Source organism: Pseudomonas syringae (genome assembly GCF_002157375.1).
Classification (GTDB): domain Bacteria; phylum Pseudomonadota; class Gammaproteobacteria; order Pseudomonadales; family Pseudomonadaceae; genus Aquipseudomonas; species Aquipseudomonas syringae_T.
Window position 1 is genome coordinate 210,423 of sequence record NZ_MTSA01000005.1, and the last position, 11,766, is coordinate 222,188.

8 protein-coding genes are annotated in these 11,766 nt (G+C 59.6%); 2 read left to right on the forward strand and 6 right to left on the reverse strand.

Translation table 11 applies throughout. From position 1 onward, the window contains the following. Window positions 1–60 precede the first annotated feature (60 nt). Window positions 61–1,230, reverse strand: coding sequence for a PilT/PilU family type 4a pilus ATPase (locus tag BW686_RS08035; RefSeq protein ID WP_084915806.1), 1,170 nt, complete (start codon window positions 1,228–1,230; stop codon window positions 61–63). Between the two features lie 152 nt (window positions 1,231–1,382). On the opposite strand from BW686_RS08035, the gene BW686_RS08040 reads away from it, so the two are divergent. Continuing rightward, window positions 1,383–1,658: a peptidylprolyl isomerase gene (locus BW686_RS08040; protein WP_024646289.1), complete on the forward strand. Its 276-nt coding sequence runs from the start codon at window positions 1,383–1,385 to the stop codon at window positions 1,656–1,658. Between the two features lie 73 nt (window positions 1,659–1,731). Here the strand turns inward: BW686_RS08040 and pgm are convergent, their stop codons facing one another. The 5 genes from pgm to BW686_RS08065 form a co-directional block, all read right to left on the reverse strand. After that, complete coding sequence (gene pgm / locus BW686_RS08045; protein WP_084915807.1) at window positions 1,732–3,378, reverse strand: phosphoglucomutase (alpha-D-glucose-1,6-bisphosphate-dependent); 1,647 nt, start codon at window positions 3,376–3,378, stop codon at window positions 1,732–1,734. A 116-nt stretch (window positions 3,379–3,494) separates the two neighbouring features. Continuing rightward, window positions 3,495–5,822, reverse strand: coding sequence for an ATP-dependent DNA helicase (locus tag BW686_RS08050; protein WP_084915808.1), 2,328 nt, complete (start codon window positions 5,820–5,822; stop codon window positions 3,495–3,497). 104 nt (window positions 5,823–5,926) lie between these two features. After that, complete coding sequence (locus tag BW686_RS08055; RefSeq protein WP_084915809.1) at window positions 5,927–7,327, reverse strand: aminotransferase-like domain-containing protein; 1,401 nt, start codon at window positions 7,325–7,327, stop codon at window positions 5,927–5,929. A gap of 91 nt (window positions 7,328–7,418) precedes the next feature. Further along, on the reverse strand, window positions 7,419–8,921 hold the full coding sequence (locus tag BW686_RS08060) for a hypothetical protein (RefSeq protein ID WP_084915810.1): 1,503 nt from the start codon (window positions 8,919–8,921) through the stop codon (window positions 7,419–7,421). 575 nt (window positions 8,922–9,496) lie between these two features. Next, window positions 9,497–10,519, reverse strand: coding sequence for a zinc-dependent alcohol dehydrogenase family protein (locus BW686_RS08065; RefSeq protein ID WP_084915811.1), 1,023 nt, complete (start codon window positions 10,517–10,519; stop codon window positions 9,497–9,499). A 309-nt stretch (window positions 10,520–10,828) separates the two neighbouring features. Between BW686_RS08065 and BW686_RS08070 the strand changes: the two genes are divergently transcribed. After that, window positions 10,829–11,743, forward strand: a complete 915-nt coding sequence (locus tag BW686_RS08070; RefSeq protein ID WP_084915812.1) for a LysR substrate-binding domain-containing protein — start codon at window positions 10,829–10,831, stop codon at window positions 11,741–11,743. Window positions 11,744–11,766: the final 23 nt, after the last annotated feature.

An 11,766-nucleotide genomic window follows, 5' to 3' on the forward strand; every position in this document is an offset into this window, starting at 1 on the left:
CGCGAAGACGGTTGTTCAAACGATGCGTGTCTAAAGCCTGCAGGCGCATGTCTGCTTAACTTACGCCTGCGGTCCCTGCTCGTCGTCGTCCACCAGGCCCCATTCAGCCGTGCTCGCGGTGCGGCTGCCGGTCGGTGCCGGGGGCGGCGTGGTCAGCGTGGCAGCCCCGCCTTCGCTGTGTAACTTGAGGCGCAAACGCACGTTGTTTTGCGAGTCGGCGTTTTTTAACGCTTCTTCTTCGCTGATCGCCCCTTCCACCGCCAGATTGAACAGCGCGGTGTCGAACGTCTGCATGCCAAGGCTGCCGGATTTCTCCATGATGCCCTTGAGTTCGGTCAGTTCGTTACGCTGGATCAAGTCGCGAATGGTCGGCGTCCCCATCATCACCTCCACCGCCGCGCGACGCTTGCCGTCAGGTGTCTTCACCAGCCGCTGAGAAACGAACGCCTTGAGGTTGTTGCCCAGGTCATGCAGCAATTGCGCACGTCGCTCTTCCGGGAAGAAGTTGATGATCCGGTCGAGCGCCTGGTTGGCATTGTTAGCGTGCAGGGTCGAGATCACCAGGTGCCCTGTGTCGGCAAACGCCAGCGCGTGCTCCATGGTTTCGCGGTCACGAATCTCGCCGATCAGAATGACATCCGGGGCCTGGCGAAGCGTGTTCTTCAAGGCAGCGCGAAAGCTGCGGGTGTCCACGCCGACTTCGCGCTGATTGACGATGGACTTCTTGTGCCGATGGATGAACTCGACCGGATCTTCAATGGTGATGATATGCCCGCTGGCATTGCGGTTGCGGTAATCGATCAGCGCGGCCAGGGACGTCGACTTGCCCGATCCGGTGGCCCCGACGAACAGCACCAGACCGTGTTTTTCCATGACCACCTCGAGCAGCACGGGCGGCAGGTACAACTCCTCGAAACGCGGGATATCCAGCTTGATGTTACGGGCGACGATGGACACTTCGTTGCGCTGCATGAAGATATTGATCCGGAACCGGCCGATGCCTGCCAGCGACACCGCGAGGTTCATTTCCAGCTCACGCAGAAACTCGAGCTTTTGCTCCTCATCCATCAGACCCTGAGCAATCGCGGCCACGTCACCGGGCTTGAAGGTTTCGCTGCCCAGCGGCTTGAGCACCCCGTTGAACTTGGCGCACGGCGGTGCTCCGGTGGAGAGATAAAGGTCCGATCCATCCTGGCTGGCCAGAATCTTCAACAACGCCGGGAAATCCATAATCAATACCGTGCAAATAAAGTAAAAACGGAAAGCCGTAACGACGGCACGCATGACGCGGGACACGGCTGCCAGCCGCGTGCGACCTGTCTGGGCATCAATTGCCAATGGCAGGCATAATGGCAGCCTTTTGCGACAGGTGATATTGCGACATGAAAGCCCAAGCCCGCCATATTCTGGTGAAGACCGCCGAAGAGGCCGAGCAGCTCAAACAGCGTATCGCCAAGGGTGAGGCATTTGACGTGCTGGCCAGGAAACATTCTAGCTGCCCGTCCGGAAAACGTGGCGGCGACCTGGGGGAAGTCAGGCCGGGGCAAATGGTCGGCGCTATCGATCAGGTGATCTTCAAAAAGCCGTTACGCGTCGTACACGGGCCGATCAAAAGCAAGTTCGGTTACCACCTGGTGCAAGTCTTCTATCGCGATTGACCCACCTCAAACGCTGAAAAACCCCGAACCTTGTGAGGTTCGAGGTTTTTCAGGCATTTGACCAGAACAGTGATTACTTAGGCGAAATAGCCCCGTCTACCAGCACCTGAGCTTCTGCCACCAGACGCTTGAGGTGATCTTCGCTGACAAAACTCTCGGCGTAGATCTTGTAGATGTCTTCGGTGCCGGACGGGCGCGCTGCAAACCAGCCGTTTTCAGTCATGACTTTCACGCCGCCAAACGCCTGATCATTGCCCGGTGCATGGCTGAGCACTTTCTGAATCGGCTCGCCTGCCAGCTCGGTGGACGTGACCTGCTCCGGCGACAGCTTGCTCAGCAGTGCCTTCTGCTGCGGGTTGGCCTTGGCGTCGACACGGGTCGAGAACGGCTCGCCGAGCTGTTCGGTCATGATTTTGTAGATCTCGCTTGGGTCGCGACCAGTACGGGCGGTCATTTCTGCGGCCAGCAGCGCCGGGATCAGACCGTCCTTGTCGGTGGTCCAGACCGAACCGTCGCGACGCAGGAACGAAGCGCCGGCGCTTTCCTCACCGCCGAAGCCCAACGAACCCTCGAACAGCCCCTGAGCGAAGTACTTGAAGCCCACCGGCACTTCATAGAGGCGGCGCCCCAGGCGTGCGGCGACACGATCGATCATGCCGCTGCTGACCACGGTCTTGCCGACCGCTGCATCAGCGCGCCAGTCAGGGCGGTTCTGGAACAGATAATCGATAGACACAGCGAGGTAGCTGTTGGGCGTCATCAGCCCACCGGTCGGGGTCACGATGCCGTGACGGTCGTGGTCAGGGTCACAGGCAAACGCCACCTGATAACGATCCTTGAGGCCGATCAGGCCCTGCATGGCATGGCTGGAGGACGGGTCCATTCGAATCTGGCCGTCCCAGTCCACCGTCATGAAACGGAAGGTGGGGTCGACAAATTGGTTGACCACGTCCAGATTCAGGCCGTAATGCTCGCCAATTGCCGCCCAGTAATTCACCCCGGCTCCGCCCAGCGGATCGACGCCCAGACGCAGGCCCGAATCACGGATGGCCTCCAGATCGATGACGCTTTTCAGGTCAGCCACGTAGGTGTTGACGTAGTCATGGCGATGGGTTGTATCGGCCCGCAAGGCTTTTTCATGGCTGATGCGCGATACGCCCTTGATCTTCTCGGCCAGCAGTTCGTTGGCCTTGTTCTCGATCCACTTGGTGATATCGCTGTCGGCCGGGCCACCATTGGGCGGGTTGTACTTGAAGCCACCGCTTTGCGGCGGGTTGTGCGAAGGCGTGATGACAATACCGTCAGCCAGGCCCGATGTGCGACAACGGTTGTAGCAAATGATGGCGTGGGACACCGCCGGAGTCGGCGTGTACTCGTCACCTTCGGAGATCATCACCTGCACACCGTTGGCAGCCAGCACTTCAAGGGCAGAAGCGGCGGCAGGCGTGGACAGCGCATGGGTATCGGCACCCAGGAACAGCGGGCCATCGATACCGTTGGCCTTGCGGTACAGGCAGATTGCCTGACTGATGGCCAGTACATGCCATTCGTTGAAGCCCAGTTCGAACGAGGTGCCGCGATGCCCGGACGTGCCAAACGCCACGCGCTGAGCAGGCACGGATGCATCGGGCTGGCCGGTGTAATAAGCCGTGACCAGTCTCGGAATATCGACCAGTAACTGCGCAGGTGCCAGCTTGCCGGCGAAAGGACTGAGACTCATACCACCTCCATGAACACATCGAACATCGAAAAAATAAAGAAAGGCTGCCACAGCCAAAACCATGATCAGTGCGGCAGTTTACTGGCAGTTCGACAGCGACGCTCGGGTATCGATCCCTAAGCCTCTGAGGTTTCGGGCCGCCACCACGCCGGAAACAGCCGTGTCACCTTGGCTTCGGCAAAGCGGTCATCGATCAGCATCACCACACCACGATCACTCTGGCTGCGAATCACCCGCCCCGCGGCCTGCACAACCTTCTGTACGCCGGGGTACAGGTAGGTGTAGTCGTAGCCCGCGCCGAACAGTGCAGCCATGCGCTGCTTGAACTGCTCATTGACCGGGTTGAGCTGAGGCAGCCCCAGCGTGGCAATGAAGGCGCCGATCAGGCGTTCGCCCGGCAAGTCGATGCCTTCGCCGAAAGCGCCCCCCAATACCGCAAAGCCGATGCCCTGACGGGTGGGGGTAAAACGCTCCAGAAACGCCTGCCGTTCGCCTTCGTCCATCCCTCGTGCCTGTTGCCACACGGTGATGTGCGGATGCGTGCGCGTCATCAGCTCGGCGACTTGTTGCAAGTAGTCGAAGCTGCTGAAAAACGCCAGATAATTGCCCGGCAGCTTCTTAAACTGCGCTGCCATCAGCTCGACAATCGGCGCCAGCGACGCCTGACGGTGCGTGAAACGGGTTGAAATACGGCTGACGATGCGCACGTCCAGTTGATCGTGATGGAAAGGTGACTCCACGTCGATCCACGCCGTATTGGCCGGCAGCCCCAACAGGTCCGAGTAGTAATGCCGCGGATTGAGTGTTGCGGAGAACAACACCGTGCTGCGTGCTGCGCTCAGACGCGGACGAATGAAGCGTGCGGGCACCACATTGCGCAGGCTCAGGCGGGACAGCACGCGCTTGCCGCCCGCCTCGCGCCGGGCGATATCGAAGATGAAATGCTCATCGAACAGCTCGGCGATCCGCGCAAACCCGATGGCTTCCAGATAAAACCCCTGCAACGTGCCATCTACCGCCTGCGGGTGCTCGTTGAAATGATCACCGATGGTCGAAATGCACTGGTTCAGGCTGTTGATGAACTTCTCCGGTGCCGCCGGGTAAGCCTGATAGGCACCCGGCTGCGCCTTGTGCAGGGCATTCCATTGCCGATCCACGCGCTGCAGGCCTTTTTTCACCGGTTCGGGCGCAATCTGGATCAAGGCTTTCAACTGGCTCTGATCCAGGCTGGCGCTGTACATCTGCCGTGCTCGCTCGACCATGTTGTGCGCTTCATCGACCAGCACCGCGACACGCCACTGGTTGAGCTGACCGAGGCCGAACAGCAGCGCACTCAGGTCGAAATAATAGTTGTAATCGGCGATCACCACGTCGGCCCAACGCGCCAGTTCCTGGCTCAGGTAGTAAGGACACACCTGATGCAGCAAAGCCGCGCTGCGAACACCCGCCTGATTCAGCCAGGGCGACGCCAGCGCAGCCGAGCGAGCCGCAGGCAGGCGGTCGTAAAACCCTTTGGCCAGCGGACAGGACTCCCCATTGCAGGCTTTGTCGGGGTGTTCACACGCCTTGTCCCGCGCCACCAGCTCCAGCACCCGCAGTTTGAGTTCAGGCGCACTGTGTCTGATCACCCCCAGTGCATCCAGCGCCAATCGACGTCCCGGGGTCTTGGCCGTCAGGAAGAAAACCTTGTCGAGCTTCTGACCGGGTACCGCTTTGAGCAACGGGAACAGTGTGCCCACGGTCTTGCCGATGCCCGTGGGTGCCTGAGCCATCAGGCAACAGCCGGTGCTCACCGCCTTGTACACCGACTCGGCCAGCACCCGCTGCCCGGTGCGAAACGCGGCATGAGGAAACTTCAGATCACCCAGCGCCTCATGAAGTGCTCGGGTGTGCGCCAGCTCTTGTTGTGCCCAGCCAAGGAATAACGCGCACTGCTGTTCGAAGAACTGTTGCAGGGTCGCGGCGCTGAACGGCTCACGAATCAGGGTTTCCTGCTCACTGACGATATTGAAATACACCAGCGCCAGCGTCACTTCCTCAAGCTGCAAACGCTGGCAAAGCAGCCAGCCGTAGACCTTCACTTGCGCCCAGTGCAATTGACGATGGTTGGCCGGCATGGCGTCCAGCTCGCCGCGATAAGTCTTCACTTCTTCCAGCTGGTTGCGGCCTGCGTCATAGCCGTCCGCCCTGCCGCGCACCGTCAGCTCGCGGTAGTCCCCCGTCAACGACAGCTCGGCCTGATAATCGGCGCCACGCCGCGAAGCCACCGTACGGTGCCCGGCAATACCTTCCTGAGCGGTCGGCGACGGCGTGAAGCGCAGGTCAAGATCGCCTGCCTTGGCCGTGAACTCGCACAACGCGCGCACGGCTACCTCATAACGTGTGGGCGAATGGCTGCCGACGTCGTGTACGCGATCAGGATCTGGAGGGGCAATAAGGGTCACTGCAGAAAATAGCCGTTGATGTCAGTACTGGACAGGCGTCCAGTTAACAGCCTTGAATCCTGTCTGGCAAATACAAATGGATCGACGGCCTGTCAGACCACGGGTCAAGACAGACGCGCACTCCTCAAGGCCTGTGCCAGCTCAGTCAGCAATATGGCCGGAGCCTCACTCCAGTCAATGGCGTAGCTGATGCGCAGATGTTGCCCGTAAGTGTCCTGGCGGCTGAACAGCTCACCCGGCGTCATGACGATGCGTTTGGCCAACAGCGTATGGCACACCTGGCGCATATCAACCCGATGCATGCTTTCGGCCCAGATTCCGCAGCCACCTTCAGGCACCTCATAGCGCAGCAGCCCGTCCAGCCGCTCATCCAGTTGCCGGGTCATGGCCTGCATGCGCATGACCAGAACATGCCGCAACGCCTTAAGGTACGCATCCAGACGTCCATTGCCGGAGAGCCTTGCGATGGCCCGCTGGCGAACCGGGGGCAGCCTGAACGCCCGCAGCAGAAAATACCGCTGCCATTGCACGTCAGGGTTTTTGCACAGCAGATAACCATAAGGTGCTTCAGGCCCCAGACTCTTGTCGAACGCACCGATGATCACCAGGCGCTGTGGGTCAATCAGGTGACGCAAATGGACTGGGGCTGGAACAAACCGCAGCGCGCTATGGCTGTCATTTTCCAGCACCCATACCTTGTGGCGATTGAGCACGTTGGCAATCGCCTGGTTATTGTTCGGCAGTCGAACGCTGCCTCGAACCGGGTTCAGCACCGAAGGCAACACAGCGAGACGGATGGGGTGCCTCTGCAACAATTGATCAAGCTGCTCCGGATCGAGGCTGCCCGTCTGACTCAACGGCAATTCGACGACCTGAATGTCAAATGATTGCAGCAAATGCAACAACGTCCAGGCACAGGGCGATTCCACCAGTACACTCGCGCCGCGCAACCCCAGGGTTTCGAGGACAGCCTTGAACGCCCCTGGCAGGTCAGGCGTGATATAGACGTGTTCGGCGTGCCAGCAGTGCTGCGCATCACGGGTGTAACGGGCCGCCAGTGCGGTGCGCAATTCCGGTTCGCCGAAGGGCTGAAAGCCTGCCGCCCGAGGGCGTGGATAGTGCCGAATCAACTCGCGTTCCATCGCCACCAGCGGGCTGTCCAGTGGATGCAGCAGCGTAGGCTCATCGCTGCCCAGCAGCACCATGCCCGGGTGCCAGGCGTTATGTTGCAAGGCATGCAACAAGTCGCCTTCGTCATCGCGCACTGCATGCCCTTCCTCGCTACGCGGTGCAGAATAGTAGCCAGACTTGGGCAGCGAATAGACCCGCCCTTCTTTCTCCAGCAGCGAATACGCACTTTGTACCGTGGAGATCGAAACACACAGCCGCTGTGCCAACTGGCGAAGAGACGGCAACTTGAACGCCTGCCCGCCTTGCTCCTGGTCAACCAGACGCACGAGATAGCGATACACCGCCTGATAGGCGAAATCCGGTTTATTGTTCATGAAAGGCCATCCGGCGATCAGCCCCAACAGGCTTCGGAAAATTCAACATGGCGTACAGCGGATGCAGTCAATGGTCGTGGTCTGACCCGGCTCAGCGTCCGGAAAGCACTTCGGCCACGGCCTGACCGGTAGACGGGTCAACGGTCATGATTCGCCGTTTATCAGGGTCGGCAGCGCGTATACGGGCAATGATCGAGTGATCGTCAGCGAAGTCCACCCGCTGCTTGCCGTAGAGATTCTGCAATGATTTGAGACTCAAGCCGCTGATTTCCACCAGCCATTGCATCACCTGATCCGGGGCAGTCGAGCCTGACAGCGCTTTGTGCAGATCCGGCAGCGCGACCAGCATGCCGGGATGACAGCGACGCAGAAACGACTCCAGGCCGTCGCCCTGATTCACAAATGGCGAGAACAGCATGCAGACCAGTTGAGCCTCGTTCAGACCGAACCCGTCCTGAGCGAAGCTGGACGCCAGCTCGCGACGCGCGTCGATACGCGCTCGACCGGCATAAGCGCCAAGCGCCTGATCGACCAGTCGTTTCGGCATCTGCTTTCTGCGCATCAGCGACGTTGCCAGTTGCAGGTACTCGGCTATCCCGTCTGCGTAATGACGCCCTTGCACATGTTGAGCGTTCAGGCCGCGCATGTGGGCCATGAGCAGAGGGTTGGCGCAATCCGACTCACTGAAGCTGAACGACAGATCGTCGAAGCGGAAATCCAGAAACTCGGTGAGCAGGGTCCAGTGTTCGTCTGCCTTGCAGCTGACCAGATCGGCAATGGTGATAAACGCGGGTGTACTGACCTTCTCCGGGTAGGCGTTGGGGCGCGGCGCTCGCGGGCCTTCATCGCCCTCCCCGTACAGCTCGTGATAATAGGCCTGGCCGATGGTGTCGATTACCTTGAGCACGCCGCTCAGGGTCTGGCTGCCCCAACTGCCCGAGTATTGCCCGGTGCGCTGGGCCAGCCGCATGATCCAGGTGATGTACTGCTTTTGCTCCCTGCGCGAATCGCCACTGACCACCGCATCGACACCGTTGCCCCAGCTCAGCGCACGCCCTAGAAACTCCGCCCTCCCCAGATAACAGGCGTTACAAAACGTGGTGCGGGCGTCTCCTGCGGACAGATGACCGCCCAGCAACATGTCCAGGCGATTCTGCTCCCGGCCTGCGCTGGAAAAAGGCAGGTCCGGCTCGAAGGCCTGGGTGTACTGATTGTCGATCACCAGCATTTCGACACGGGGGTCGTCATAAAGAAACAACGCGGAATACGTACGGTGGATATTGTCCATGACCGCTGGCGTCATGCCCGCGTGACGCCGATTGGCGACCCGCAAGCTGAACGTACCCGGCGATCGACAGGCAATGCTCAACTGAGCAGCGCGTAAAAAAGCCAGCGTATAGGCGCTGTCTTTGCCACCGCCAAAGGGCACCAACACCTTGAAACCGGAAATCCGCTCGATCCCGCCAGCCGCAACAATCAACCGCTGAATCAACAACTGCAGCGCTGTTCGTTCCGCACGCGTGAAATACCCCAAGACACGTTGCAGCACTTGTTGGTAGACGTAATTCATGGCTTGTTCGTGAATGGAGCTCATTGTGCGTCACCTGCCTGTCGTTCAAAACACAACAAGGCGCGGGCACAGCATCGAACATCAGGCTGACAATCAAGTGTGTGGTCGGGCATGACTCATTCCCTGAGTAATAATGACCGAAGTATTATCAGGACCCTCAGGATAATTACAATATACAGTTTGCTTTTGAAAAGCGTACACGCTTGCGATTATTATACTTATCTTAAACTTGCTGTTTATCCGCGCGATGAGTTCATTAACATCCCGGTTATTTAATATTTGTCAGCTTGCGCCTTGCAGGCAACCCAGCCAAGGCTTTGCGGCACGCTTTATCATTTGTCCAGTTCAAGTCTTCGTCATGACCTGTAGGAAACGCCTACTGCACAACACCCTCACTGACAGACTTGATAAACCCGAATAAACCCTCCACCTCAACTGAAAAAACGATACAACTTCATGCCCCTCGGAACTCTCCAGCCCCTGACGCCTGGCCCGCTGAAAATAGTGATTAACAGTGGTTTATTCCGACGCTAAATGCAAAAAGCCTTCCGGACGGAAGGCTTTCAAGACAACAACTGCGACCAGGACGGCGTACCGATTCAGACCGACTCGACTTCCAGCACCGCACGCCCGCCAATCGGGCAGACATCCATGTAACGGTGCGCTTGCACCACGTGCTCGAACGGGAAGCTGCGTGTTTGCAACGGCTTCAGCACCTTGTCGGCGGTCATCTGGTTGATGTCCTGCAATGCACGCTGCAGTGCTTCTTGATCCTGCGTAATCCCCAACTCAGGCTTACCGGTGAAGTTACCCAGGCAATGCACGTAAAACTGGATGTTCTTCTGAAAGGCGGCACAGGCCGGGAACGGCGTTTGATTGCCGCCTTGCAGGCCATACAGCACCAGGCTGCCACGGGGTGCAAGCACGTCGCCCATGATCGACATCTGCGGGCCGCCGAGGCCGTCGAAGACTGCGTCGACACCACGGTTGTCGGTGTACTTGTTGATCGCCATCAACAGGTCCTGCTCTTCAGTGACCACAACCTTGTCGGCACCCAGCGACAGCAGGTACTCACGGGCATCGTCCGTTTTGGTGGCCGCAATGACGCGGACGCCCAACGCCTTGCCCAGTTGCACGAACGCCGGACCAGAACAATGGCTGGCGTCGGTGACCAGCACGGTCTGGCCAGCCTTGATGCGCGCCAGATCGACATAGGCGAAATACGCCACCAGATACGGCGTGTAATGCACGCTGGCCTGGACCGGTGTCAGGATGTCCGGATAACGAGTCAGCGCACGACGCGGTAACACGATGGACTCGCCGTAGACCGGGTGCTGGTTGGCGTCGGCCGCCGGAAAGCTGGCCACCTTGTCGCCGACCTGCAGGTCATCGACCCCATCGCCAAGCGCGGTGACCACGCCCGCCATCTCATAACCCAGACCGGCAGGCAGCCGGGCCTGAGTGGACGCGAGATTTTGCCGCCAGAGAACGTCGTACCAGCTGACACCGATGGCCTGGACGCGCACCTGCACCTCGCCGGATACAGGCGACGCGACAGGCTGCTCTTCGAGCTTGAGCACCTCGGCCGGGCCAAACTGGTGAAAACGGATCGTGCGGGACATTTAGAACCTCGCCTGGTGAACCTTGATGCCACAAACTTTATCCGGGCATTGCCGGCAACACCATCGGTGGCTATTAATAGTCGACATGCCTGTCATCGATTGTGTCCTGTGAGCTGGATGTCGCGGCCAGACAGCGTCTTGACGCCTTAGGCATAATGGTCGCCATTGTTCGCATGTCGACGAAACATTGCAAGCCGTGCGCAAATTCCGCGACCTGATTGTCAATTTTCGCTGCGCCTCGGCAGCATTTGCTCGTACTATCGCACCCTGCTCACGTCCTCAACCGACAAATGGCCCGAGATACTCCGCATGAATCGTAACGACCTGCGTCGCGTCGACCTCAACCTGCTCATCGTTTTCGAAACCCTGATGCATGAACGCAGCGTCACGCGTGCGGCGGAAAAACTGTTTCTCGGCCAGCCAGCCATCAGCGCCGCGCTCTCTCGCCTGCGTGGGCTGTTCGACGACCCGCTGTTCGTGCGCACCGGTCGCAGCATGGAGCCGACCGCCCGCGCTACGGAAATCTTCGCCCTGCTCTCCCCGGCGCTGGACTCCATTTCGACAGCGGTCAGCCGGGCATCGGAGTTCGACCCGGCCACCAGCACCTCGGTGTTTCGCATCGGCCTGTCGGACGACGTCGAATTTGCATTATTGCCGACCCTGCTCAAGCGCTTGCGCTCCGAAGCGCCGGGAATCGTGCTGGTCGTCAGGCGGGTCAATTACATCCTGATGCCGCCGTTGCTGGCCTCCGGGGAAATCTCGGTCGGTGTCAGCTACACCCAGGACCTGCCCGCCAATGCCAAACGCAAGGTATTGCGCAGAAGCAAGCCACAACTGTTGCGCGCCGACTCGATACCCGGCCCGTTGAGCCTCGACGACTTCTGCGCACGCCCCCACGCACTGGTGTCATTCGCCGGCGACCTCAGCGGCTTCATCGACGAGCACCTGGAGAAACTGGACCGCAAACGTCACGTCGTCCTCGCCGTGCCACAGTTCAACGGCCTGGCCACACTGCTCACCGGCACCGACATCGTCGCCACCGTTCCGGACTACGCCGCACAAGTGCTGACCGCAGCAGGAGGCGTACGCGCTGAAGACCTGCCGATTGAAACCCGAACCTTCGAACTGCACATGGCCTGGCGCGGCGCGCAGGATAATGACCCGGGGGAGCGTTGGTTGCGGTCGCGGATTCAGATGTTTTTTGGCGACCCTGAGAGTCTGTAGGCGTCGTCGGGCAGGCTGTTCAG

Coding starts and splice junctions, on each gene's coding strand:
- pgm (WP_084915807.1), bottom strand. CDS start 3,378: ATGAGTCTCAGTCCTTTCGCCGGCAAGCTGGCACCTGCGCAGTTACTG.
- BW686_RS08060 (WP_084915810.1), bottom strand. CDS start 8,921: ATGAGCTCCATTCACGAACAAGCCATGAATTACGTCTACCAACAAGTG.
- BW686_RS08035 (WP_084915806.1), bottom strand. CDS start 1,230: ATGGATTTCCCGGCGTTGTTGAAGATTCTGGCCAGCCAGGATGGATCG.
- BW686_RS08040 (WP_024646289.1), top strand. CDS start 1,383: ATGAAAGCCCAAGCCCGCCATATTCTGGTGAAGACCGCCGAAGAGGCC.
- BW686_RS08065 (WP_084915811.1), bottom strand. CDS start 10,519: ATGTCCCGCACGATCCGTTTTCACCAGTTTGGCCCGGCCGAGGTGCTC.
- BW686_RS08070 (WP_084915812.1), top strand. CDS start 10,829: ATGAATCGTAACGACCTGCGTCGCGTCGACCTCAACCTGCTCATCGTT.
- BW686_RS08055 (WP_084915809.1), bottom strand. CDS start 7,327: ATGAACAATAAACCGGATTTCGCCTATCAGGCGGTGTATCGCTATCTC.